The sequence below is a fragment of the Alteromonas sp. KUL106 genome, from assembly GCF_009811415.1.
GTDB lineage: Bacteria > Pseudomonadota > Gammaproteobacteria > Enterobacterales > Alteromonadaceae > Alteromonas.
Genome location: NZ_BLIG01000007.1, coordinates 1 through 25916 on the forward strand (window position 1 = coordinate 1; position 25916 = coordinate 25916).

Consider the following 25916-nt stretch of genomic DNA (forward strand, 5'->3'; position numbering starts at 1 on the left):
AAACCGACATTTCTTGTGTTATCTGTTGTTTGCATTTCGATGGCGAAACGATCGTTACGCATTTTCTCAATAACTCAACGAAGCTGTGTTAAAAGTATAGGCTTTGAACTTATCCCATAGTGTTTGCGCTACGGGTCCTAATATCGTGTCTTTATTTTTGATCAAGTAAAAGTCAAAGGTGATTTTGATATCAATATCTTCTAGGTCAAGCTCTACAAGAAGTCCTTTATCAATGCTCTCTTGCACCAAATGTTGAGGAAGTCGCCCCCAGCCCATGCCTGATTCTATTAACATTTTTTTTGTTGCAAAGTCATTAACATACCAACATCTTTGGCCATCCTGAACTCCCCAGCGTTTATTTTTAGATTGGGTGCCAGAGTCTTGAACTACTATTTGGTATTCGTTGATAAGCTGTGCTGCCAATGAAAGATTTGGATGCCGATTGAGTAGAAGCTTAGAAGCTACGTTTATCAAACATCCAGAGCTTAAATAGTGCATTTCAAGCTGAGTATTTTGTCTTACTTCTGAGGTGACTGGAGATAAACATAAGTTTGCTCGATTTTCATTCAGCGCCTGTATGGCGCCACTTAAGTGCTCTTGTTTTAAAATAATTTGAGTGTCAGGAAACTGCCGCTGCGCATCAGAAAACAAGGGTAATATTCCACGTAGGTCAAAAGATGCTTCTATAGCCAACGTGATACTCAATTCATTGCCAGAACTGATATGTTTGGCCATATTGCGCATGGCTTTAGCTTCATTTAATACTCTTAACGCATGCTGATACAAGGCTTTCCCATGTTCAGTTAATACCAGGCGATAGCCGGAGCGGCTGAACAACTCAACACCTAAAATAGACTCCAATTGTTTTATGCCTTGACTGACAGCGGGTTGAGTTTTGTGTAAGCGTTTGCTTGCCTCACGCAAGGAGCCTAATTCGGCCACCGATTGAAACATTATCAATTGTTCAAGTTTCATTACCCGCCCCAACAAGAAAAGAAAAAGTTTATAACAAACAAAGAAACATTAAATATTATTTATGAAAAATCATCCTTATTATTCACACCAACACAGTAGTTTTAAACAAAAATGGAGAAACATGTGAGTAAATTAAAAATGATAATAATGTACGTTTGTCTTGTGCTGGCAAGCTTAGCTTTTGCAGCCGCTGGCATAGCGAAACTGGCGGGGGTCGAAATGGTGCACGCATCTTTTGCAATAATGGGTTTACCAGTATGGTTCGGCTACTTTATTGGTACATGTGAACTGGCTGGAGCAATTGGTCTATGGATACGCCGCACTAGTGCGCTAGCCAGCGCGGGTTTATTCATCATTATGCTAGGGGCTACGTACTTTCATATAGCTTACGAAACCTTTGATAAAGCTATTCCAGCAATTGTATTAGCGATATTGACCATCGCTATCATTGTCACTCGTAAAGCGCAATCTCATGCCAAAGTATGATGAAAACGGTAACAACGGGTTAATGTAATGACATCTACAACAATTAATAAAGTGTGTATCTTAGGTGCTAGTGGATTGGTAGCCCAAGAAACAATAAAAGCATTCACAAAACACCGTTTTGCTTTGAAACTTGTTTCTCGAAATATTGACGCGCAAAAATACATGCAAATTGAAACCTGCAAAGCCGATGTATTTAATGATAAAGAATTATCCTTAGCAATAGATGGATGCGATGCCATCCATATTACGCTTTCGCAATTAGATGAGTACGCAGCACTGACGCGAATAATCTCGGCTGCTAGAAGTAATGGCAATATTAAACTGATCAGTTTTGTCAGTGGAGCCACAGTATGCGAGGAAAATACTCACAAGTTGTCTTTTATTGATGCGAAGTATCGCTGTGAGCAAGCTCTCAAAGAGAGTGGTTTCGACTACCTAATTTTACGCCCCACTTGGTTTATGGAATCCTTGTCGCTAATGATTCAAGACGGTAAAGCGAATGTTATTGGGAAACAACCAAACAAACTAAGGTGGATTGCTTCAAAAGATTTTGCCAACGTTTTAGTTAATGCCTACGAAAAACCTGAAACTTACAACCAAGAGCTAAGTGTATATGGACCGCAAGCGCTAACCATTAATGAAGCTCTATCCCAATACGTTAAAGTAAAGCATCCACAAATCAAGAAAGTCAACAATGCACCTTTTTGGTTGCTCAAAACAATTGCATGGCTAACAAAAAACAAGCAATTAAAAGATATCATTCCTGTATTTGAATATTTTGAAACAACTACCGAAGTAGGCTCACCTGAAACTACCGAACGCCTAGTTGGTAAACCTCAAACTCGTTTGAGCGAGTGGTTAGCTGAACATTAACCATAATACCAGTGTGAATAGTTCAGGCAGCCAAGGTATTGTTATTGGGATCTTTATTGGTTGACTAAAATACCTTTTTTCAACACGTAATAGTATTTTTTACTTTAGCAATAAACGATGCGCGAAATAGATTAAGAAAAGACACGCACGCTATTTCGTCCATCCGCTTTGGCTTGATAAAGCGCAATATCGGCTTGTTTGTAAAGCTCGTCATAACAAGCACTTTGAGTATTTCCTACGGCAACGCCAATACTCACAGTAACGCGAGCCTTCGTCTTAAACACGCTATCTTCTGCTTTGTGCCTAATCCGCTCAGCAATAGTCATTGCTGCGCCTTTATCGGTATTGGGTAGCAAGATAACAAACTCTTCGCCTCCAATACGCGCTAGCACGTCGTCTTTGCGGCTTAATGCTTTGAGCATATTTGCCAGCCGCACTAATACGTCATCGCCCACATCGTGACCGTAGTTGTCATTGAGGATTTTGAAATGGTCAATATCCAATAGTAAAAACGCCATTTCCATCGAGGTTTCGCGCAGTACGCTTAACTTCCTGTCGAGAAAACGCCGATTACCCACCTGGGTAAGTGGATCAGTTTCAGAAGCCACAAGCAGGGTCTCATTGGTTTGCTCAAGTCTGAGTAACTTCTGCTGCCTCAGTCTTAGCGCCAAGAAAAGCACCAAGCAGAAAAGTGAAATGACAATGGACGTAAACAGGAATAGCGTTGAGTGCTTGGCTTCTCGCTCGCGTTGCAGCAAGTCTTCTTGCAGCTGAATAAGTTCTCGCTCGGTCTTTAACTGGGTTTCCAGCTTTTTAATAATGCCCGCTTGTGTTACCGGCTGAATGGCATTTCTGCGCGCTATGTACTCAGCCTGCGTGTTCGCAGCATCTTCATAGTTACCCAGTTTAAGTTCAAGAAGCGCCAAGCTTTCATAAAGTGCAATTTCACTTTCTACCGAAGTTTTGTTTTTCACCTTAACGATGCCGCTGCGATATAAGGCCAATGCTTCATCAAAGCGTTCAAGCGAAGTGTAAAGCTTGGCTAAACCAAGGTATGCCGATGCTAACGCCTGTGGATAAGAGCCTCCGCGCTCATCTTCTATAACATGGCGATACATCTTTACTGCAAGATCGTGTTTACCCAACGCCTGGTAAACGTGCGCTACATTTACGCTGGCTTCGCTGTAAGTAAAATCGTAGATAAATTCGTCGTTTTCTAGCACCGCTTTAAAGATATTGAGCGCCTGCTCATATTGCTGTGAGTTTAAGAAAGTGGTGCCTAGCCCGACTGTGGCATTCATTGCCATATCAGTATTGCCAAGACCTTGGTGAATACTTGCCGCTTGTTTAAAATAATCCGCCGCGTCATCGTAGTCGCCCTGGGAATTCAGTACATTACCCAAGTTGTTATACACCATGGCAAGATCGGCTGCGTTGTCACTTAAGCGCGCGTGTTTAATAGCTTCAATGTAATATTTAACCGCGTTATCAAAATCGACCACAAGCTCGTAATACACGCCTATTGAGCGAGAACAAAGAGACAGCATATGCGCGTCGTCTGTTACTTGTGCGGCGCTCAGCGCCTGCGTTAAATAACTAAATGCTTCGCTGTTTTTGCCTTGATACATACTCGACATACCCAGAAGACGAAACGCTCTCGCCCTACTGTAGTCGTCTTTTTCATGAACGCTAAAGGGCAATGCCTGCTTAGCATATTGCTCTGACAAAGCTGGGTCTTGATACAAGTAGATGTCTGCAAGTTCCAGCAATAATGGTAACTGCGCCTTATCGCTTGGTGCCAAGTCGGTTAGCTGCGCTATTAACGTGGCAATACGTGCTTCGTTTGCAACTGTGTTACCCGTCGTCATGAGCAACAGCATTAGCATCACAAGTCGTATAATCGTCAAGTTATTCGCTACCATATCATCGAAAAAAATATTGTTATGAGTAAAGCATTGACGGGGCAGACGCAAGCGCGCTCTTATAAAGCCCCCTTGTTGGGTATATGCTTTTGCTATTTCTAAGTCAAGCAAAAGGCCGCCCTTGCAGGCTATTTTTAGTACTTTTTTTAAACAGTATTGTTTATACCAAGCGTGAAGGAGATATGTGTTGAGCTAGAGCAAACTTAGTACATTATTGTCGAGCGCGACCGCCAAATTAAAATGAATAACTTAAAAAACAGCGACTGAAGGCATATTCTCAGACCCGGATATGTATTTCCTTAAAGAAAAGTCATTGCGACAAACGGTGATATGTGAGGTATATGCTTACGGAGCAACTTTTGTTGTTCAATATAACAAAGAGGGGGAATTCATTGAGCAGTCTGGTGACAAGGGTAAGTTGGATGAGCCCCCTAATCAATCGCATGGTATCACTATAGATACACGAACTGACAAACCAACACGCTTAGTGACTTCTAGACGCGATTATAACTTTAAGCGCTTTAGCCTAGATGGTGATTACATCGAAAGCCTTTTATTAAAACTGTCACATCAAATATGTAGCATTTACACCAGCCGCCTCCCTATATTTACTGGTTAGTAATACCATGCAGTCGCAAATGTCTTCCAATACGTTCTTTTTTTTGACGGTTACCTTCACCATCTTGTCTATTCTGGGCCAAGTATCGACAAACATTTACAGTCCGTTCTTTTACGACTTAGCGAAAATGTACAACAGCCACGTTGAGGTTGTAGAGCAGAGCGTAGCGATTTTTCTTGTTGCTTTCTCTATTTCACAGCTCGTATCGGGTATTGTTTGCGATTATATCAATAAGCAAAAGCTTTTACTGTGCGGGATTTTGGCATTCTGTCTTGGTACCGTCATGATCATACTCGCAGACACTGAATCAACCTTCCTTTTTGGCCGCATCATACAAGGTCTCGGCGGCGGTGTTGGCGTGTCTGTTTCTCGAGGTTTATCAAGACAAATATTTACTGAAAAACAGCTTAATATTTCACTCTCATTAACCAATATCGCATTCGCAATTGCCCCTGCAGTGGCCCCAATGATGGGAACATTAATTGGCGAGTCTTTTGGTACCATCGCCATTTTTCATGTTGTTCTGATGATGGGGGTTATCGCCTTGCTGCTGCTCTCATCAATCCTGACCGCAGTAGAAAAGTATACGCCAGCAACTTCAATCAATGTTTTAAGTGAGACGCTCGGTCTTATTAAAACATCAATGATGAACATTTTGTTTATAGGTATGGCAAGCGGATTTCTTTACGGCATCGTGTTTAGCTTTATTACGGCTGCACCTTCTATGGTAATGGAGCAGTTTGGCTTAAGTAAAACGATGTTCTCGATATGTTCGCTGTTCGCGACCTTCTCTTTTGTACTGGGCAGCTTGATAAATATTCGCCTAGTTGCCATTCCCGCATTACGAAAATTCAAATTTTCCAGCCTGTGCATTTTTATGCTATCGCTGATATTTTTGTTGCTTGTGGCAGGGCTGAACCTTGATGGGTTGGTTACAACCTTGGGGTTTAGTTACGCAGCTTTCTTTTTCATTGGCATAGCCATGCCATGTAGCGTCACAATTCTGCTTGGCTTCTCTGAAACGTCTGCAGGTTTTTTAGCGGCATTGACAGGCTTTTTTCATTTAGCTGGCGCTGCCATTGGCGCTTATGCGGTTACTATTTTAACGATGGATCCTGTCGTATCCTTTAGCTATGTCACATTCGCATTAAGCTTAACGAGTCTATTCACTTGTTTGTTGTATAAAAAACACAACAACACGCCTCGGCATTAACGACTCAATACGGTTAAATTTAAGCATTAACTTACCAAGCTCAAAGCATAAGCAATGATCCATTCCCCCTATTTGATTTTCTAAAACCATCCCCATAATGTTGAGGCTTCCAAAAGTGGTTGGAAGCGGTAATTGTTAAAAGGATATTAGAAACAATGAAACGTACTATTCTCGCCAGTATCATTGGCGCGCTTTCTCTAAATGCTTTCGCAGCTTCGCCTTCTTACGACTTCGTCAAAGCTGGATATATACAAGCAGACATTGAAGAGGCGGGTGACTTCGAGCCGACAGGCTTTCAAATTCAAGGCTTTAAATCTATTAACGACAATGTATATCTTACCGGTCGTTACGGCCAACTAAGTGAAGACGAGTATGGCGTTGACGGTGAACTTGACTACATCTCTGCAGGTGTTGGATATCGCTATGGTTTAACTGCAAAAACTGACTTTTTTGGTGAATTAACCTACGAATATGTTGATGTTGATCTGGATGCGGGCTTCGCCTCTGCTGAGGCAGACGATAACGGCTATGGCATAACTGCGGGTATTCGTTCCATGCTTTCAGAGCAATTCGAGCTACGTGGTGCCATTCGCTACATCGATATCGAAGAAGATGATACCGCCTTTGAAATTGGCGCTGACTACTTTTTTACTCCGCAGTTTTCATTCGGCGCGACCTATGTCATTGCAGATGATGTAGATTTGCTAGGTGTATCTGCGCGTTACACGTTCTAAAACGCGAGCAATAAGATAGCGTCACAATGTTCAAGCCACGTTCTTTAACGTGGCTTTTTTTATGGCGGACTGGTATTAGCTGGCATCGGGAGGGGATATTCTAAGACTAACGCGTGTCTTCACTCTTTTGGCTTCATGTGTTCCTGGCCTGCCGGAAATACCTTCGCCACGCATTCTTGGTCAATATTAAGCGCAGTAATTGGGAATGGTATGACAATACCCTCTTCATCAAATCGCTTTTTTAGCATTTTTATAAACGCGCTCTTTATAAAAAAACGGTTAAAGTATTCTCGCGTTCTCAGCATTACGGTCAGGTTAATACTCGAATTATCGAACGTGTGAAACAACACGAAGGGTTGATAAGACTCAACACCGTATTCGTGGTGTTTTAAAATGTCATTCGCCACGTCTAAACACACTTTTTCAACATGGTCTAAATCAGAGCTGTAATGGACGCCCACTTCAACAGGTACCGAAAGTTCGCGCTCAGGATAGTAATAATTGATAAGTTTTGAGTTAGACAACTTACTATTGGGCATTATCACTATGTTATTAGGCAGCATTCTGACCCATGTTGAACGCCAGCCAATCTTTTCAACGAACCCTTGTTCACCTGAATCTAGTTCAATGAAATCCCCAATTCTGATAGGTTTATCCATGACCAGTTGGATACCTGAGAAGAAGTTTTCTAGGGTGGGCTGGAGCGCTAGCGCCACAGCAAGCGAAGTAATGCCCAGCGATGCCACAACGGGCGTTACTGAAACACCCATGGTGCTCAATATAATAAGAATAGCCAACACGGCAAATACCGCTCGTACAGCCCCTCCGGCAATAGCACTGGTGTTTTTTACTAAGGTTGACTGGTCACGATAGCGTTTCAGAGAATAAGTAACAAACCGCTCAAAAAACAGCACTAGCGTGATTATCAATCCGGCATCTATTGCCGTATTGAGTGCTTTGATAGGTGCTTCGCTTTCAATACCAAAAACCGCGATAATACTTTTCGCTAACTGAGCAAAAATGATGAGAATTAGAAGGTTCAAAGGGGCGTTCAAAGACAACACTAATACCCGATAAATATCGGACATGCTGCTGGTTTCCGAATGCGCTTTTGCTTTCAAACGCACCAATATGAGTCGCTTGATGGTGAAAAGCACGATAACGACGCCAACAAGCCACAGTATGGCAACTGCTTGCTCGTTGTTGAAAATGCTTAAACTATCCAATGGTGACGGCTCCTGTTGTGGTGTTTTGCTTTTTATAAACTAATGATTACGCAAAACTTACACCAATTGTTCTTCAGGAGTGAGAACTAATATGTCGCTGGTATTCTTTCGTAAGCCAATCTGAGGCAACCTCGATATCAGTAAAAAAAGAATATTCCAGTTGCTCTAGCTCAGGAATTCGCTGAAACATCATGCCTTTAATAACAGGCCCTCTATACACATATGCTTTTGCAACTAAACCGAACTCAGGCAGACGATTAATAATGCTTTTTACAATATCGAATGCTTCCGGCGTTGCACCTTCAACGCGACTAATATCCGCAAGCAACGCGAATGGCGCATAGTTTAGCTTCATTACCAAACAGAAAAGGGCCTTTTGATAATCTTCAGCACTTTGCTGATTAAAAACACCTCTTAGTTCTATTGCTACAATCCCGTTTTTATATTCGATAAAAGACTTGCTTAGATTTCTCTGCATAGCTTAAGTTTAATCTACTACTTTGTTACTAAGTGTAGACCAAATTTTGTCTTATCAAACTGAGAATAAGAGTTGGGTGGTTTGACCTCATAGATGTTTTACGATTGTTTCAGCGACATCAATTTATCATTATTTGGGAATAGCAATAACCCTTGCTGTAGAACCTCTTCCGCTTTTGAGTTTTCACCATTTTTCCTCAACGCTATTACATAGTTATGAACATAAGCATTTTGTGTTTTGCCCGCCACATAACCTTTTTCAAACCATCGCACGGCCTCACCGCTATCAAGTTTGAGATAGTAGTTTGCAGTTAAAAAGTAGCTTAACCAATAATCTGGCCATCGCTGCGAGGCCGTTTCTAAAAAAGCGAGTGCTTGCTGTTTATCGCCAACTTTCAACATGTCATATGCAGCGCTCACGTAACCGAAAGGATCCATTTGCGATGATGTTTTTTCTGGGGGAACTGGCGCCAAGTACCAGTAATTACCTCTTCCCCATGTTCTCTCAAACAACTCGAGCGACATTTCATGATTTGGCGTTAACCCCGTGTGCAACTTTACGGTGCCCTTGTCGCTATCGAACCCGATAACCACGGCGTAGTGCCACTGGGGTAGGAGCTGAATAGATAAGTTTTGAAATACGATTACGGGTATATCGTCTTTAACGAACTGCAGTAAGGAAGAAATTGTCCCGCGCTCGGTATAGGGTAAGAAGCCATACTGACGAGTAGCTGCAACCATTTCTAGCTGCAAACTTCCTTCCTTATTGGGAATAAACAACTTAGGTGCAATTTCTTCTGGAGAAATGCTTTCTCCGTAATACCCGAACACTTCAGATAGCGTGGTAGGCCCGCAGTAAAATTGCTCTTGTGGAAAAAAAGGCACCGAACTAATAGTGTGGGATGAGGGCAAAGACGCAAGCCCTTCTTTTCGTAACTGGTCGGCTTGTGGAGTAGACTGGCATCCAGTCAATGCAATTAAAAGTGAAAAGCCTGCTAAATAGCAGGCTTTTTTAATGATACTGACCATTCGATTAACTGTTAACCGGGCGAATGAACGGGTAAACATCGGTAACACCAACTAAGTCTAAAATGGCGATAATGGCGAGTACCGTCAATACCGCACCAACGATACCACCCGCTGGCGCCTGGTTTATTTCGTTATTTAGCTGAGCAATTTCGCTGTCTGTCATCGCATTGATTCTTGCAATTGCGTCATTGCTATCAACACCTAAGCTCACTAGTTTGCTTTGCACATCTGCACGATTAACCATATTGATAAGCTGCGTTTTATTGTATTGAGCAACTTGGGTTTGCATGACGGAATCTGAACTTATGGCTTCTGCATGCACACTACCAGACATTAAAACCGTTGCCGAAAAGCAACCAATTGCGATTTTTTTCAAGTACTTCATATGTTTTCCTCTTTAAAATGCACAGTTTTATTTTTCATTGCGTTATCTAGCCTGTTTGGCGTCCGCTAACATTTGATTCCATAAAACTTCGCACTGACGTTACAGACGCTTTCGCGAACTGCGGCATTATTTCAAGTAGAATGGTTAGCAAATTTAGGGCCGTAACGCATAAAGCTGATCCTCCATTTACTGCCCCTCCTCTAAAGTACACATAGATAGCGGCATTGAGGTTTTGCTTTCATAACGTTATCGCTCGTTGATATTGCAATCTTATCGAACAAACTTAACCCCGCTCATACAAACAATAGGTAAAATTTTTACATTAGGGAATTATTTTCCTATTTAAGTTTTATGTGCGTGTTTAACTGAAGGCAGAGGTTGGTATCTCCTATTGCGATACAAACTAAAAACTGTTCAAAATTCCCTCGACATGTAGTCCTCAATTCCTTATAGTGCGCGCGCTTTTATATATTAGTGAAGTAACGTCAACGTTCACTACTATCTCTTCTCATCGTTTTACCCCTGGATACCAGTTTTGATTACCACCGCAAACATTACAATGCAGTTTGGCTCTAAGCCATTATTTGAAAATATCTCCGCGAAGTTCGGCAATGGCAACCGATACGGCCTGATTGGCGCAAACGGTTGTGGCAAGTCTACGTTTATGAAAATTCTGAGCGGTAAACTTACGCCATCTTCCGGTAACGTCTCCATGTCGCCCGGTACTAAGCTGGGCATTTTGAGTCAGGACCAATTTGCATTTGAAGAGTTTAGCGTTGTTGATACGGTCATTATGGGTGACCGCGAGCTTTGGGAAGTCAAGCAAGAGCGTGACGCTATCTACAGCAAACCGGATATGAGCGAGGAAGACGGTATGCGTGTAGCAGACCTTGAAACCCAGTTCGCCGAGATGGATGGTTACACCGCCGAAGCCCGTGCAGGCGATATATTAAATTCCGCAGGCATAGACGAAAGTTATCATTTTGGTTTGATGAAAGAAGTGGCACCAGGCAAAAAAGTACGCGTGCTTTTAGCGCAGGCCCTCTTTGCCGAGCCCGACATTTTGCTTCTAGACGAACCAACTAACAACTTGGATATCTATACCATCAGCTGGCTGGCGGAAGAACTTAATAAGCGGAAGTCGACCATGCTGATTATCTCGCACGACAGGCACTTTCTAAACTCAGTGTGCACGCACATGGCCGATATCGACTACGGTGAGCTCCGTGTTTATCCGGGTAATTACGATGACTACATTGAAGCCGCAATGCTAGTTCAAGAGCAGCTTCACGCAGAAAACGCGAAAAAGTCGGCAGAAATTGAAGAATTACAAAGCTTCGTTGCGCGCTTCTCCGCCAACGCATCAAAAGCGAAACAAGCGACCTCGCGTGCCCGCCGTCTTGAGAAGATTGAGTTAGCTGAGGTAAAAGCGTCTAGCCGTCGTAAGCCATATATTGTATTTAAACAACACAAAAAGCTTCATAGACTTGCCATTACGCTTGAAGGGTTAGGCCATAGCTATCCAGATCTTCCTTTATTCGACAATGCTAACTTGCTCTTAGAAGCCGGTCAGCGTTTGGCCATTATTGGTGAGAACGGCGCAGGAAAAACTACACTACTAAAATGTTTAGTTAACGACATTGAGCCAACCTCAGGAAGCTACAAATGGGCAGAAAATGCTGCTATCGGCTATATTCCGCAGGACAACGCTAAGTACTTTGCAGAAGACATTACCATGTTCGAGTGGATGAGCCAGTGGCGCAGTCCAAAGCACGATGATCTGCAAATTAAAGGTATGCTAGGCCGTTTATTATTTACTTCTGACGACTTTAACAAGCGCGTTCAGGTTTGCTCTGGTGGTGAAAAGAACCGTTTATTGTTCGGCAAATTAATGCTTGAAGACATTAACGTGTTAGTGATGGATGAGCCTACTAACCACATGGACATGGAATCTATTGAAGCGTTGAATAATGCCCTTTATAAATTTGATGGTACGGTAATTTTTGTCAGCCACGACCGTGAGTTTGTTTCATCACTGGCTACTCAGATTATCGAAATTAAAGATAAGCAACTTAATCATTTTGACGGAACCTACGAAGAATTCTTGGCGCATAAAGAAAACGCTTAACTAACAAAAAAGGGGCGATTATCGCCCCTTTAGTTTACGTATTAAGGCTTTGTCTTCACCCTAATTAAACCTATGCATTTATTGACGTGAGGTACTTTCACTTCCTATCAAGAACTGTCGTGTCATTCCCGCAAGATTATCAAAGTACTCGACGAGTGCAGCCTTAACTGGCGCTAACTCTTCTTCAGTTATATTTTCAAAATCAACGGGATCAGCAAAGTTATCAAGTGGTTTATTCTTGGCTAAGTAAGTCTGTGTTTCTTTGATATTTTCTAGTCGTGTGATGTCCACTGGCTTGTCAATCGTTTCTATAGATATCATAAAGCTGGCAGACGCCATGTAGTTATCTAGCCCTAAAAAACTTCTCGTAAAAAGCCCATAACCTTGGCTATAGTGCTCTGAACAACCATACATCCCGCACTCCATTGCTGCCAGAGTGGGTGACTCTTTAATGATAATGACAGCCGTTATGCCTTCTGCAGTGAGTTTTTCACGGGTGCTCGTGCTCTTTTCATTGAATACCCATTCCTTGTTAACCACATCAACAAAGTTAAGCGTATCGTTTTCAGAAATGAGGGTTGAGATATCTACAACATCGTAAGAGGTTCCCTTCTCTATTTTTTCTTCGAAAAGATTAAATATCGTCTCTTTAAACTGCCATTCGTAGCTATACTCTTTGCTGAAATTATTAAAAATTGTCGTACCAACATGGGTATGGCTTGGATTGTCTTTAGCGACTATTAGAACGCCAATTTTACTTTTTTCAGGTGCTTTGTAACCCGTTGTCGGTGGGACATAGGTTGATGCACATCCTGTAGCCAAGAGTGCCAAAATAAATAAGTTAAGTAACTTAAACAGCGATTTCATCTTTATTCCTTTGTGCCTTTCGCACTTTTTAGTTGTCTTTTTTTACATTTTGGCCGTTAAGCCCCACGGCCATTTCGACGAATTCAGAAATGCGCTTTTGAGCTAGCAGCACGTTAAAATCGCATAAGTTTTTAATTAAAACAACGTGCATTACGTTTCTTTTTTGCTTTGTTTCAAAACGATAAAAACGTTGAGGGCAAGCAGATAAAAACCCAAAATAGGCACGCCCTTATACCTATCCCTTTTGCGTAAAACCTCTAGATAGAAAGGCTTTGCAATAAATTGTGATCGAACCTTACGCCTACGCTGTAATGTGAGTAAAAAGGAAATTAGTTATGACATTTCGAAAGCGTATAAAAGTAACTAGCTTAACGGCACCCTTAATCTTTTCAGCGATGGCTTCAGCACAGCAACCTTCTGCCGCTCAGCAACCTCAGGGCTGGATGTGGGGCTTTGGTATAGCCGCATCGCAAGACGTCTACACCGACTTTGACAATCGCATTGTACCTATTCCTATTATTGGCTACACCGGGGAAAAATTGCGGGTTTATGGGCCTTTCATAGGCTATGAACTCTATCGTGAACAAGGCTTTACCCTCGACGCTCAACTTGTGCCTGTATTTGCAGGTTATGAAGAAGATGATAGCGCAGTGTTTGCCGGTATGGACGACAGAGACTTCAGCTACGCGGCCGGTATCGCACTTAATTACAACACTGGTAGCTGGGTTTATTCACTGTCAACGAATGCTGATGTACTCAGCAAGTTTGACGGCTATCAAGCCTCTGCACGAGTCGGTAAGCAGTTTAGAATAGATAATTTCATGATTGAGCCGTCGGTGGGTGTGAACTATCAAGACAGTAACTATGTCGACTATTATTACGGGGTACGCCCCGAAGAAGCCACTGCGTTTCGAAGTACATATCGAGGTGACAGCGCACTTAACACCGAAGTTCGTGTAGCCGTTTCTACCCGTCAGTTTTTAGGCGGCATGACCCGTTTAGAGGTTGGCGCAACTTTTTTTGACGATAGCATCAGCGATAGCCCGCTAACAGACGATGATACAGCACTCAGTGCAATGCTGGTCTATACCCGTTTTTTCTGACGTTTTGGTTCACGCTTAAACACCATCAGATAGATACGAAGAATAATAGATGTTAGGCCCTATGCTTGAAGAGCTCGACGCATAGCCACAACAAACCTATGCTCTCTTATAAAAATGCCCTCACTTTACTTTGAGGGCACGTGAGTTATTTGCCTATTGGTAATATGCAGGCTTTTTAAACGCGAGCGTTTCCCATAGTGGTACGGTTGACAAGCTATGTTTATAACTGCCAGACGTTTCTTTGGTACTGTAAGAGAGATAAATCAGCGTTTTTGAGTCGGCATCATAAATTCTTCTAAGCTTCATGTTTTTGAAAAACACGCTCTTAGATTTTTTGAAAATCACTTCCCCTGAGTCTGATTTATCAATGGCCTCTAACATCTCAGCCGTGATAGGCCCGGTTTGTCTGCATGCAATTGAACTGTCTGATGGGTCCGACAAATCAAGGTTCGCTTCAATACTCGAAATATGGCAGGTAACGCCAGTTACAATTGGATCTTGAAGCGCATCAATTTTGATGTCTTTTGTGGTAAACAGCCCTAGAGATACGTCACCAACCTCGCTGTCGCTACAGCCCGCCAAAGTCATCATCGATGTGACAAACAACCCCAACACGATGCTTTTCAGGACAGTCCCATTAATAAAAGTACCGTTCATAGAAGCGCTGTCTCTAAAATGACTCGCCACAGAGGTATGCGCCTCTTGCGAGCTTGTCCAACGTCCATTTTTTTTCATACCATTACTACCTCTGTGTTGATCATGATCTGCTATATATCTACTCGAATTACCGAGCCTTTGATCATCTTAGCCTAACAGGTTTAGCTGTGTTTTATCCATTAAGGCGTGCTGCTTAATTAGCTGCTTTGCTTTTTCGATATCCGGCGCGAAATAGCGATCTTTGTCGTAAAAAGGCACTTGATGGCGCAGTAAATCAGTAAGAACCTGCAGCTTATCGCTGGTCTTTAGCGGTTTCCTAAAATCTAACCCCTGACAGGCCGCTAGCCACTCAATGGCCAAAATACCTGCCACGTTGTCAAAGATATCCCTCAAACGCCGTGCAGCAAAGGTGGCCATAGAGACATGGTCTTCTTGGTTCGCAGACGTAGGTAACGAATCAATAGATGCCGGGTGTGCAAGGGTTTTATTTTCACTCGCAAGTGCCGCACAGGTAACCTGCGCAATCATAAAACCTGAATTCACCCCTCCGTTTTCAACGAGAAACGGCGGTAAGCCGCTTAAGTGAGTATCAATCATAAGCGACATTCTGCGCTCTGACAGCGCACCAATTTCAGACAGGGCAATGGCCAACATATCTGCTGCCATCGCCACTGTTTCTGCATGAAAATTTCCGCCAGATAAAATATCGCCTGTTGCCGTGTTACCATCGCTATCACTTTCGACAAAGACCAGCGGGTTGTCGCTAACCCCATTGGCTTCAACCACTAAGATTTCTTGGGCATAGCGCATTTGTTGTAAACACGCCCCCATCACCTGCGGCTGACAGCGCAATGAATAGGGGTCTTGTACTTTTTCACATCGTTGGTGAGACTGTCCTATCTCTGATGTCGCCAGCAACGTTCTAAACGCCGTCGCTACGTCGCACTGACTTTTGTGACCGCGCACTTCATGAATGCGCGCGTCAAAAGGCACTCTAGAGCCCAGCGCAGCGTCCACAGTGAGTGCGCCAATACCTATAGCACTATGAAGCGCATTTTCAGTGTAAAACAGCCCCTGAAGTGCAAAGGCTGTCGATGCTTGCGTACCATTTAGCAGCGCTAGCCCCTCTTTAGGCGCCAGTGCAATAGGCTGCATACCGGCTATTTCTAAAGCTTTGGCTGCACTAATTCGCTCTCCTTTATAAAAGGCCTCTCCTTCACCTAAAAGTACCACACTCATATGTGCTAACGGCGCTAAATCTCCGCTGGCTCCTACCGACCCTTTTTCCGGAATGGCAGGATACACCTGTGCGTTAAACAAGGTAATGAGGGCCTCTATTACGCTTAATCGGATCCCTGAAAAGCCCCGAGCTAACGAGTTAATTTTCAGCAGCATAAGCAGGCGGACCGTGTCTTCTTGCATAAAATCGCCTGTGCCCGCCGCATGCGATAATACAATACTGCGTTGTAGTAGTTCTAATTCGTCAACATTAATGCGCGTGTTAGCTAAAAGCCCAAAACCCGTATTGATGCCATACACCGTTCGGTTTTCTTTTATAACGTTCAATACTACCTCTTCGGCGGCGTTTATAGCAGGTGCAGCACTGTCATCTAGCGTCAAATGAATATGACTTCGATGCACTTCTCTTAATTGATCTAAGGTCAATGTGCCAGGGACAAGCGTTAGCGTTTTAACGCCCTCTTGCTCAGTGAAAAAAGACGAGTACGACATGGTTACGCCTCCCCGCCCGAGCGTTCATTTGAGCCATGGCCTGAATCTGTGTCGTCCGCCCTTGGAGTATTAGACGCGCCATTGACCATAGGGAGGTCAAGACTATGCTTTGCGGCACAGTCTTTCGCTATATCGTAACCCGCGTCCGCATGACGCATCACGCCTGTGGCAGGGTCGTTGTGAAGGACTCGAGCAATACGCTGTGCCGCTTCATCGGTACCGTCACAAACAATCACGACGCCCGAATGTTGGCTAAATCCCATGCCTACACCGCCACCATGATGCAAACTCACCCAAGTCGCGCCACCAGCGGTGTTCAAGAGTGCGTTAAGTAATGGCCAATCCGATACGGCGTCAGAGCCATCAAGCATGGCCTCAGTTTCTCTATTGGGTGAAGCTACCGAGCCAGAGTCGAGATGATCACGACCAATCACGACAGGCGCGCTGAGCTCACCGCTGCGGACCATTTCGTTGAAGGCCAAACCCAACTTTTGCCGTTCACCCAAACCCACCCAGCAAATACGCGCGGGAAGGCCTTGAAACTGAATACGTGCTTTGGCCATATCTAACCAGTTGTGTAGATGTGGGTTGTCGGGGATGAGCTCTTTAACCTTGGCGTCAGTTTTATAGATATCTTCTGGATCGCCCGATAACGCAGCCCATCTAAAAGGGCCTATGCCCTGGCAGAAAAGCGGTCGAATATAGGCGGGTACAAAACCCGGAAAGTCAAAGGCATGTTCAATGCCCTCTTCCAATGCCATTTGTCTGATGTTGTTGCCGTAATCAAGTGTGGCTGCGCCCGCTTGTTGAAAACCAAGCATGGCTTTAACTTGCAATGCCATTGACTGCTTTGCTTTTTTAATAACGCACGCTTCATCTTTTTTACGTTGTGCTTCTGCTTGGTCCAATGTCCACCCAACCGGTAGATAACCATTTAGTGGATCGTGCGCGCTGGTTTGGTCGGTCACCACATCAGGAATAATGCCTTTTTCTAGCATATCGGGAAATACGTCAGCAGCATTGCCAAGTAAGCCTATGGATATGGGCTTACCGTCTTGTTTGGCTTCGCGTAAAAGGCACATTGCCTCCTCTAATGAATGTGCTTTCTTATCTAAATAACCTGTGCGAATTCTGAAGTCTATGCGAGTTTCATCGACTTCCACAGCGATCATGGAGAAACCTGCCATTGTCGCGGCGAGAGGCTGAGCGCCCCCCATGCCTCCAAGACCCCCAGTGAGGATCCAGCGGCCCTCAGCACTGCCTTCAAAATGCGTTTTCGCCACGCTAATAAAGGTTTCATAAGTACCTTGAACGATGCCTTGTGAGCCAATGTAAATCCACGACCCCGCTGTCATTTGCCCGTACATCATCAAACCTTCTTTATCCAGAGCATTAAAATGCTCCCAATTTGCCCAGTGCGGCACGAGGTTCGAGTTAGCAATGAGCACACGGGGGGCATTTTCGTGGGTGGGGAATACCCCAACCGGCTTGCCTGACTGAATGAGTAAGGTTTCGTCCGTATTTAAGCGCTTGAGCACTTCAACAATTTTATCGTAAGACGCCCAATCACGGGCCGCGCGTCCAATGCCGCCATACACCACCAAATTTTGCGGATGCTCTGCCACTTCGGGGTCTAAGTTATTCATTAACATGCGCAGAGGCGCTTCAGTTTGCCAGCTTTTTGTATTGAGCGTACTGCCTCTAGGGGCACGAATCTCTCTTGTAGGGTCGAGGCGTTTCATAAACTTCTCCTGGGCGTTGAACTTCGCCAACATATTATTTTTATAGGAAGTCAGATTTTTTTACAGAAGGCGCCTTGATGATAAGGACCTTCGGCGCATATACACTTAGAACTCTAAATGTCCACCCAGGCGATAACGACTGCCTGGGTGATAAAGCACTGCGTGACTCACCACTGCGTTTGAATTCAGTGTTGATTTAGTGATGAGCGAACGGTCGCTGTTGTTTGCTCCGCTAGCTAACGCTCCCCGAGAGAACGTACGCCTAGTGATTTTCAAGCAAGGTTCTTTGGGTTTAATCAACAACGCTTGTGCTATATCTTTTTCAACCACCACAGCTTCAACACTGTGATCAGCCTGAGAGAGGGGCGCGACCTGATTCAAATAAAAGTTCGCAGTTTGCGCTTTAAAATCTTTATCTAAGTAGTCTTCAACCCACATTGGATTAACCCATCTGTCTTCATATTGAACAGGCAAGTTATTCTCGCAGTGCACAATAATGCTGTGGAATACAGGCTTGCCCACATCAATAGCAAGTCGCTGAGCAATTGCATTGCTGGCTGGCGCCGTTTCCAATACCAAAATTTCGTTGGTATAACGATGTCCCCGCTGCTCTATTTCATCGCGAATACTTTTAATCTCAAGCATAGAACTCATCGGTCGGCTGTCAGACACAAAAGTGCCGATCCCCTGACTGCGCATTAAAATGCCCTCGTCTACCATTTCACTTAGCGCCCGTCGTGCGGTCATCCGGCTAACGCCGTGTTGCTGCGCCAGTTGGTTTTCTGAAGGCACCTGACTGCCAGGTTTCATCTCACCGTCTTCAATGGCATCCAAAATCGCCGCTTTAATTACCCTGTATCGAGGTTGCATATCGTGGTCATTCACAACTAAATTGTTAATAATATGCTAACAGCATACTTGTATATACAAGTATGCACAAGTACACTGAATTCAAAATTTATGCATTGCTAAACACTATTTGCGGAAAACAGCGCAAAAAGCGCTATGACATCAGTTTAATGAAATTTGGATAAAAGTGACTGAGGGTGAAACACGTTATGGATTATCAGTACGACACGCTTATTTACAACGTTCGCATTGCGTCTATGCAAGACAACGGCTTTCCCTACGGTGAATTAGCGACCACCGCTATTGCAATAAAAGACGGCAACATAGCAGCATTCATCTCTCGCGACGCATCACTTAATGACGTGTTTGAGCAAGCCCATAGCGTAATAGATGCCACCACCCTAATTCCACAAACTGAGGCCGAGCCACTTAAACTTCCATGGTTATTGCCAGGTTTTGTCGATTGTCATACCCATTTGGTGTACGGCGGCAACCGCGCCGAAGAATTTGAAATGCGATTACAGGGCGCAAGTTATGTAGACATCGCACAGCGCGGCGGTGGCATTAAAGGGACTGTTGAAAAAACACGCCGAGCTGACGAACACACCCTGCTTAACACTGCGATAAAACGCGCAAAGCGACTGTGCGAAGAGGGGGTGACTACCATTGAAGTTAAGTCAGGGTACGGCTTGGATTTAGATACTGAGGTACGCATGCTACGCGTGGCCAAATCTCTTGAACAGCACCTTCCCGTGAGTATTCAAACCACTTATTTAGGTGCCCACGCTCTGCCCAATGAATTTAATGATGCGCCTGATAAGTATATCGATTTTATTTGCGACGAGGCCCTTCCTCATATTGCCTCACTAAACTTGGCTGACGCCGTTGATGTATTTTGTGAGACCATCGGCTTTTCAACGTCTCAAATAGAACGAGTGTTTAACTGCGCACAGCAATATGGTTTGCCCATTAAAGCCCATGTAGAGCAGCTAAGCGACAGCAAGGGCGCGGTTCTTGCGGCGAAATACGGCGCACTCTCTGTCGATCATATTGAGTACTTAGCTGACAGTGATATCCCTTTACTTGCCCAAAATGGCACCGTTGCCGTACTGCTGCCGGGCGCATTTTATTACTTAAATGAAGTACAAAAGCCACCTGTAGACGCCCTTAGGGCACACAACGTACCTATGGCAATAGCGACAGACTTTAACCCTGGCAGTTCGCCTTTAGCTTCTATACTTACCGCGATAAATATGGGGTGTGTGCTGTTTCAACTTACGCCAGAAGAAGCACTGCGCGGTGCCACAGCACATGCTGCGAGCGCACTCGGACTTCAAGATAGAGGCGTCATAGACACAGGCAAGCTAGCTGACTTAACACTATGGGATATCGAAACACCGGCTGAGCTCGCCTATTGTATTAATGGCCACCGCCCCGTTGCGGTGTTTAAGGAAGGTAAACATGTTTAAGTGGCAAGGCAGAATCGACAGTGAAGACGGCATTGAGGGCCTACGTTGGCATCAAAAAGTTAACGAACTTGAAGTGGGCGAAGATAATTCATTAGCCAACTCCGTTACCCTTGTTGGTTTTGAAAGTGATTTAGGTGTGGCATTTAACAAAGGCCGCGTGGGTGCAGCTGCTGGTCCAAACGCTATTCGCCAGGCACTGGCAAACTTACCCTGGCACTGGCCAAGCGCAGCATTGGCTGATTTAGGGAATGTTACCGCTAACGAGAACTTAGCCCAGGCACAAACACAATATGCTGACGCCATTTGCTATGCGCTCAAGCAAAATGATGGATTAGTCATTGGGCTGGGAGGGGGACATGAAATTGCATGGGGTAGCTATCAAGGCATTTTCAATGCTAAGCCCGAAAGCGCACACATTGGTATTATTAATTTCGACGCCCATTTTGACCTGAGAAAGCCTTCACCAAACACCAGTTCAGGTACGCCGTTCAGGCAAGTGTATGAGCACTGCCAGTTACACGACACACCTTTTTATTATGCTTGTTTGGGCGTATCGAAAGCGGCCAATACACCAGCACTGTTTAACTTTGCCAATACGTCCAAGACCCGTTATTTAAGCGACGTGGCGTTAAATGATGAATCGCTGTGTATGCAGCGAATAGATGAGCTGCTATCTCCGATGCTAAAAGACATCGATGAGCTTTACGTCACTGTATGTTTAGATGCATTTCCAGCAGCACAAGCACCTGGCGTTAGCGCGCCCAGTGCGCTGGGAATATCTCCCACACTTGTTATCAACACGCTGCACTTTTTAGCACAGCACCAAAGTACTTACGGGTATCAATGGAGATTGTGTGACATTGCGGAAATGAACCCCAATTATGATATTGATAGCCGCACAGCAAAGCTGGCTGCACGGCTAATTTTTGAAGCGGTAGATGCTGTAAGTTCTCACACTTGAACTGTTTAACGCTTTTATGTTTGACGCTTTTATGTTTACTGGCCGCCTGCCCTTTCACACGCAGCGGCGGTAAACAATACGTCGGTGGAGCTATTTAATGCTGTTTCAGCAGAGTCTTGCAGTACGCCAACAATAAAGCCCACCGCAACCACCTGCATAGCGACTTCATTGGGTATATTAAACAGGCTACAGGCAAGCGGAATAAGCAGTAGCGAACCACCTGCAACACCTGAACTTCCGCATGCTGATACCGCAGCGATAACGCTTAACAATACAGCCGTTGGGAAGTCTACTGAAATACCTAAGGTATTCACCGCGGCGAGTGTCAGCACTGTAATAGTAATCGCAGCTCCTGCCATATTAATGGTCGCGCCTAACGGAATAGATACCGAATAGGTGTCTTCATCAAGCTTTAAGCGTTTACACAGCGCCATGTTTACCGGAATATTCGCCGCAGAGCTACGGGTGAAAAACGCCGTAATGCCACTTTCTTTCAGGCATTTAAACACCAAGGGGTAAGGGTTCTTTTTGGTCGCCAAAAATACTAATAAAGGGTTGGTCACAAGTGCGATAAATAGCATTGCGCCAATGAGTACCGTTAATAAATGGGAATAGCCAAGCAATGCTTCAAAGCCCGTTGTGGCAATGGTATTGGCTACCAAGCCGAAAATACCGAATGGCGCGAGCTTAATAACAAAACCCACCACGGTTGTTACGCTATCAGCCATATTTTGAAGTAGTGCTTTCGTTGCCTCGCTAGCATGACGAAGGCCTAAACCTAGGCCTACAGCCCAGGTAAGAATACCAATATAGTTTCCGTTAACTAGCGCGTTCACCGGGTTATCCACCATGTTATAAAGCAACGTAGTGAGGACTTCCGATACCCCTTTCGGTGCAGCTTGGCTAATGTCTGAGGTCACTAAACTTAAGCTTGTAGGAAAAGCGAAGCTTGCTAACACGGCGGTGAGCGATGCCAGTAACGTACCTACGAGGTACAGCATCAAAACAGGTTTGATGAAGGTTTGCTCGTTTTGCTTATGATTGGCAATTGACGCCATGACCAAAACAAACACTAACAAAGGCGCAATCGCTTTAAGGGCTTTTACAAATAAATTCCCCAACAACCCTGCCGATTGAGCAGTTGAAGGTGAAAAACTCGCTATCGCAATTCCACATACGATACCGATGATAATTTGCAGTACCAAACTGCCATTCATGTAGCGCTGAAACAAACTTGGGCGTGACGTTGAGTCCATAAATGTTGGTCCATTATTATTTTGACGACGCACCATAAAGGATAACGTTACACAAATGAACCTGTTTAGTCTTAGTTACTCGCAAATAACCGTATGCTTGCCGTTTATGAGGGTTTACATGCCTTCAAGTATCTTTTGCGTGTAAGACGTCCACTTGTAAAGAGGGAGTTCACTATCAATATAGTAGTCTGGCTGAATGCCTACCCCATCGATGGCCATGTGGGGAATACGCAAACTTTTGCTTAAACTGTAATGCAAGGTAAAAATACCGCTCGGCGAATCAGTTTGATACATGTTTGAGATATCAAGTACACCTGCGGTGGTTTGCCCAAACAACTTTACTTTCTTGCTTTGTTTAGCCGCCAGCAAAAACTGTTCTGCGGTACTGCCATTACTTGAATCAACGAGTACGCCAATACTCTTCGGCAAGGGTTCAATTTTATCGAATGTCTCGACCGTTACGTCGTCATCAATATTGATGTAGCTGCCGATGTGTTGCTGAAGAATGTTGTACCCGTCTTTGGCCCACTGCTTTTCTTCTTCACTAAAATGAGGGTTTTGCAAAAAGCCAAGCATTCTAGAGTTGTTAAGCTCGCTGGATAAGTATTCCATGCCTACAGTGCGAATAGGATTGGTGTATAAAATAGGGAGTAAAGACGCATAGCTTACGTCACTACCACCACCGTTTCCTCGGATGTCGATAATGAGATTTTCAGTTTTTAAAATTGTGTCTAGGTGCTTAGCGATAACGGCGTCGATGTCTTTTTTGAAGGCATGGTCGAAAGACGGTATGCGAACTAATACTGTGTTCTCTGAAATTTTTTCGAATAGCGGAGCCTTTGTACTTAGTAGGCGAACATAGCGTTTTATTTCAGGCGATGATTCTTGTCGCGGTTCCTGTCGCGACATAACGATAAAGCTATTGCCCAACACCACTTCATTGTTACCCAAGAGTGTCATGGTATCGATTTGTCGGGCGGAGTGATCGCCCATAAAAAACGTCACGTTTGCAGTATTGCTGTCTGTAGGGTCGTTAAGGATGAACTTTACTTGTCCTGCCTTCCATGAAGGATTAGTACTTTCAACGATATAAGCTTTATGGACTTTACCTTCTTTTTTTAACGCAACCGTATAGCTTGAGAATTGCCAAATCCCTTCAAGAGTTTCGTCACGTTTGCTTTTTAAATATTGTTTAAATGCCGATAAGTCGAAATCATGCACTACCGATTCGCGTACCGTTTCCTCTGTACCATTCGTATTTAGTACAAGACCAACATGCCCTTTGCGAAAAAACGTAAGCCAGTCGCTAAGGACAGTTTGGCATTGCGCTTCGTTCTTCGCGCTTTGTACCCGAGCCAAGACGGCATTATTGTGGGCGGAATAAAGATCCTGCCCTTTTTTCTCGACGCTATATTTAAAACCGGCATCGTTGTTTTCAAACGTGCTCTTTAACCATTCAAACTCACTTTCACATTGAAAGGTACTACCAAAAGAACAGAAAGAGGCAAAAAGAGGGAATATCGCAAATCGTTTCACTAAATATGACGTCCATATCTACTTTTAATAACGATAAAGTATCATAAAACCATGATCTTGATAGTATTTACGTGAAATGACTTGTAAGTAAATATAATGCTTTCCTGAAAAATGATGCTCAACTGCGACACTTTTCTTCAGCAAGATATCACACTAACCGTATTTATAATCGAAAGTAAAAAAAATGCATTGAAGTCAGCTTATTAGGCATTACTTTAAACACATGCAGAAGCTTAATCGATTAAGAAAAGATTACCATTAACGCGAATTACTTACTTATAACTGTTGCCATATAACTTCAACCTTAGCATCAACTCTAGCTCTACAAACTTACCAAAAGAATAAATAATCACTAATAATCATATAGATAAAAAACAAAAAACCATACTTGGCATACCACATGCTCAATTGAAAACAGATAGACCGAGGATGACTATCTTTTTTAATAGAAAATACAGGATGGTTTAAATGACTTTAAAAAAAACGTTTTTGACATGTTCAACGACTTTGGCCATAGGCTTAAGTTTAATAGGTTCAGTGCACGCTGCACCATCGGACAACCCTAGGAAGCAGATGAGTTACCCTGCATGGGGTGACTACACGGATGCGTGGACTCGCGATGATGCTGCCAAAATAGCGTTAACAGAAGAGAGAGGTAAAACCAAGTTCAAGCGCGTCAAAGCGCCAAGTCATATCGATGTGGAATGGGTAGTTGACAGTATCAGCCACCGCATTGCGGTCTACTTAGAGAAGGCGTAGCTTATCTAGCGTGATATGAACAATAGGTATCTCGATTTTCCCATGGATGATGAAGCTAGTTTATTGCCCTTGCAAGCGGCCTCGGTCAGTTACCGCATTGCTGTGTGGCCGAAACGATTGAGCCTACCCCATTCAGGCGAGGTGATATTTTTATTGAACTAAGGGGCACAAGGGAATCGGAACGTATTTAGGATTACCTTGCTATATATTGCTTTCTATATTGTCAGTTTCTCAGTTGTTTCTAGATAAAATGCAGCACTTACTCAACGCAAAATAACAAAGAGCAAAGCTAATAAAATCAAGTAGGATAAGTGAGGTCTTAATGGAAGATGTAAATTCATCTGACTGAGTAATAGACATGGGATTAATGAAAAATGGTTGGTTAAGAAAATACAGAATTATAAGTTGGAGCATTTTGCTGCATAGGTACGTGCCTAGCAGAAGAAACCCAAAATAAATGACTTTATTCAAGAGAGGCACGTCTTTCATTTAAGTAACTCTATCTGTCTGTTTAAAGCAGTGGGTCATCATAACCTGTGCCGTTGTATTCAACTTTCCACCCACCGGCGCCACCCTGTACCTAATCAACATAACTATCCATTGCCTTTGATACCAAGTAGCCAATCATAAAATTTCTAAATCCGCCCGAGACATATTCAAGTTCACTCTGTGTGAGTTCCTCGCATTTCATATTAAATTCGTTTTATATAATCCTGCATCATTGCAGGCATCTGTATTATCGAACAAAATTTTGTGTAGTAAACTGTACTTTGTGTTGTTTCTGATAACTAATAGTTGATAAGTGGTGATTGTAGCTTTAAGTTGTATAAGGCTGATTTTAAAAACATTTTGCAATATTTTGGACAAGCACAATTTACCGGAAGTGAGCAATAATTCCCGTACGCCGCTCCCTCACTTC

General features: G+C 43.7%; 23 protein-coding genes. 10 read left to right on the forward strand and 13 right to left on the reverse strand.

Going from position 1 to position 25916, the window contains the following annotated elements; translation table 11 throughout:
• Nucleotides 1–66: 66 nt before the first annotated feature.
• Nucleotides 67–975 (reverse strand): LysR family transcriptional regulator, encoded by a 909-nt coding sequence (locus tag GVO63_RS02880; RefSeq protein ID WP_159578056.1) that lies wholly within the window; start codon nt 973–975, stop codon nt 67–69.
• A gap of 123 nt (nt 976–1098) precedes the next feature.
• On the opposite strand from GVO63_RS02880, the gene GVO63_RS02885 reads away from it, so the two are divergent.
• Together GVO63_RS02885 and GVO63_RS02890 are read left to right on the forward strand one after the other, a co-directional pair.
• Nucleotides 1099–1461, forward strand: coding sequence for a DoxX family protein (locus tag GVO63_RS02885; protein WP_236552038.1), 363 nt, complete (start codon nt 1099–1101; stop codon nt 1459–1461).
• Between the two features lie 27 nt (nt 1462–1488).
• Complete coding sequence (locus GVO63_RS02890) at nt 1489–2334, forward strand: SDR family oxidoreductase (RefSeq protein ID WP_159578057.1); 846 nt, start codon at nt 1489–1491, stop codon at nt 2332–2334.
• A gap of 131 nt (nt 2335–2465) precedes the next feature.
• Here the strand turns inward: GVO63_RS02890 and GVO63_RS02895 are convergent, their stop codons facing one another.
• A complete protein-coding gene (locus GVO63_RS02895) occupies nt 2466–4367 on the reverse strand; it encodes a diguanylate cyclase (RefSeq protein ID WP_159578058.1) in 1902 nt (633 codons plus the stop codon).
• A gap of 178 nt (nt 4368–4545) precedes the next feature.
• Here GVO63_RS02895 and GVO63_RS02900 point away from each other — a divergent pair, with 178 nt between their 5' ends.
• The 3 genes from GVO63_RS02900 to GVO63_RS02910 all read left to right on the forward strand — a co-directional run bounded on the left by GVO63_RS02900 (nt 4546) and on the right by GVO63_RS02910 (nt 6822).
• Nucleotides 4546–4875 carry a hypothetical protein gene (locus tag GVO63_RS02900; protein WP_159578059.1) on the forward strand — a complete coding sequence of 110 codons (330 nt, stop codon included), beginning with the start codon at nt 4546–4548 and terminating at the stop codon, nt 4873–4875.
• Between the two features lie 19 nt (nt 4876–4894).
• Nucleotides 4895–6088, forward strand: a complete 1194-nt coding sequence (locus tag GVO63_RS02905) for an MFS transporter (protein ID WP_201284708.1) — start codon at nt 4895–4897, stop codon at nt 6086–6088.
• 155 nt (nt 6089–6243) lie between these two features.
• Nucleotides 6244–6822: an outer membrane beta-barrel protein gene (locus GVO63_RS02910; RefSeq protein WP_159494300.1), complete on the forward strand. Its 579-nt coding sequence runs from the start codon at nt 6244–6246 to the stop codon at nt 6820–6822.
• 119 nt (nt 6823–6941) lie between these two features.
• Here GVO63_RS02910 and GVO63_RS02915 read toward each other — a convergent pair whose 3' ends face one another.
• The 4 genes from GVO63_RS02915 to GVO63_RS02930 all read right to left on the reverse strand — a co-directional run bounded on the left by GVO63_RS02915 (nt 6942) and on the right by GVO63_RS02930 (nt 9939).
• On the reverse strand, nt 6942–8048 hold the full coding sequence (locus tag GVO63_RS02915) for a mechanosensitive ion channel family protein (RefSeq protein ID WP_159578061.1): 1107 nt from the start codon (nt 8046–8048) through the stop codon (nt 6942–6944).
• Between the two features lie 73 nt (nt 8049–8121).
• A complete protein-coding gene (locus tag GVO63_RS02920) occupies nt 8122–8526 on the reverse strand; it encodes a hypothetical protein (protein WP_159578062.1) in 405 nt (134 codons plus the stop codon).
• Nucleotides 8527–8624: 98 nt separating this feature from the next.
• Nucleotides 8625–9593 carry a PA2778 family cysteine peptidase gene (locus GVO63_RS02925; RefSeq protein ID WP_236552039.1) on the reverse strand — a complete coding sequence of 323 codons (969 nt, stop codon included), beginning with the start codon at nt 9591–9593 and terminating at the stop codon, nt 8625–8627.
• On the reverse strand, nt 9559–9939 hold the full coding sequence (locus GVO63_RS02930) for a PA2779 family protein (protein ID WP_159490622.1): 381 nt from the start codon (nt 9937–9939) through the stop codon (nt 9559–9561). Before GVO63_RS02930 ends, GVO63_RS02925 begins: the two co-directional genes overlap by 35 nt.
• A 535-nt stretch (nt 9940–10474) precedes the next feature.
• Between GVO63_RS02930 and GVO63_RS02935 the strand changes: the two genes are divergently transcribed.
• Complete coding sequence (locus tag GVO63_RS02935; protein ID WP_159490620.1) at nt 10475–12067, forward strand: ABC-F family ATPase; 1593 nt, start codon at nt 10475–10477, stop codon at nt 12065–12067.
• Between the two features lie 78 nt (nt 12068–12145).
• Here GVO63_RS02935 and GVO63_RS02940 read toward each other — a convergent pair whose 3' ends face one another.
• The gene (locus GVO63_RS02940; protein ID WP_159578063.1) at nt 12146–12934 is read right to left on the reverse strand and encodes a hypothetical protein; all 789 of its coding nucleotides are present in this window, start codon (nt 12932–12934) and stop codon (nt 12146–12148) included.
• Nucleotides 12935–13269: 335 nt separating this feature from the next.
• Here GVO63_RS02940 and GVO63_RS02945 point away from each other — a divergent pair, with 335 nt between their 5' ends.
• Nucleotides 13270–14037 (forward strand): MipA/OmpV family protein, encoded by a 768-nt coding sequence (locus tag GVO63_RS02945; RefSeq protein WP_159578064.1) that lies wholly within the window; start codon nt 13270–13272, stop codon nt 14035–14037.
• 153 nt (nt 14038–14190) lie between these two features.
• Here the strand turns inward: GVO63_RS02945 and GVO63_RS02950 are convergent, their stop codons facing one another.
• The 4 genes from GVO63_RS02950 to GVO63_RS02965 all read right to left on the reverse strand — a co-directional run bounded on the left by GVO63_RS02950 (nt 14191) and on the right by GVO63_RS02965 (nt 19037).
• Nucleotides 14191–14628, reverse strand: a complete 438-nt coding sequence (locus tag GVO63_RS02950) for a CreA family protein (RefSeq protein WP_159578105.1) — start codon at nt 14626–14628, stop codon at nt 14191–14193.
• Nucleotides 14629–14841: 213 nt separating this feature from the next.
• Nucleotides 14842–16425, reverse strand: coding sequence for a histidine ammonia-lyase (hutH, locus tag GVO63_RS02955; protein ID WP_159578065.1), 1584 nt, complete (start codon nt 16423–16425; stop codon nt 14842–14844).
• Between the two features lie 2 nt (nt 16426–16427).
• Nucleotides 16428–18167 (reverse strand): urocanate hydratase, encoded by a 1740-nt coding sequence (gene hutU, locus GVO63_RS02960; RefSeq protein ID WP_159578066.1) that lies wholly within the window; start codon nt 18165–18167, stop codon nt 16428–16430.
• 105 nt (nt 18168–18272) lie between these two features.
• The gene (locus tag GVO63_RS02965; protein ID WP_159578067.1) at nt 18273–19037 is read right to left on the reverse strand and encodes a UTRA domain-containing protein; all 765 of its coding nucleotides are present in this window, start codon (nt 19035–19037) and stop codon (nt 18273–18275) included.
• A gap of 188 nt (nt 19038–19225) precedes the next feature.
• Here GVO63_RS02965 and hutI point away from each other — a divergent pair, with 188 nt between their 5' ends.
• Complete coding sequence (gene hutI, locus GVO63_RS02970; RefSeq protein WP_201281870.1) at nt 19226–20485, forward strand: imidazolonepropionase; 1260 nt, start codon at nt 19226–19228, stop codon at nt 20483–20485.
• Nucleotides 20478–21446, forward strand: a complete 969-nt coding sequence (gene hutG, locus GVO63_RS02975; RefSeq protein WP_159578069.1) for a formimidoylglutamase — start codon at nt 20478–20480, stop codon at nt 21444–21446. The genes hutI and hutG overlap by 8 nt, the downstream gene beginning before the upstream one ends.
• 35 nt (nt 21447–21481) lie before the next feature.
• Here the strand turns inward: hutG and sstT are convergent, their stop codons facing one another.
• Both sstT and GVO63_RS02985 read right to left on the reverse strand, forming a co-directional pair.
• Nucleotides 21482–22702, reverse strand: a complete 1221-nt coding sequence (sstT, locus tag GVO63_RS02980) for a serine/threonine transporter SstT (protein ID WP_159578070.1) — start codon at nt 22700–22702, stop codon at nt 21482–21484.
• A gap of 114 nt (nt 22703–22816) precedes the next feature.
• A complete protein-coding gene (locus tag GVO63_RS02985; RefSeq protein WP_159578071.1) occupies nt 22817–24238 on the reverse strand; it encodes a S41 family peptidase in 1422 nt (473 codons plus the stop codon).
• Nucleotides 24239–24706: 468 nt separating this feature from the next.
• Between GVO63_RS02985 and GVO63_RS19570 the strand changes: the two genes are divergently transcribed.
• A complete protein-coding gene (locus GVO63_RS19570) occupies nt 24707–24997 on the forward strand; it encodes a hypothetical protein (protein WP_236552040.1) in 291 nt (96 codons plus the stop codon).
• Nucleotides 24998–25916 lie beyond the last annotated feature (919 nt).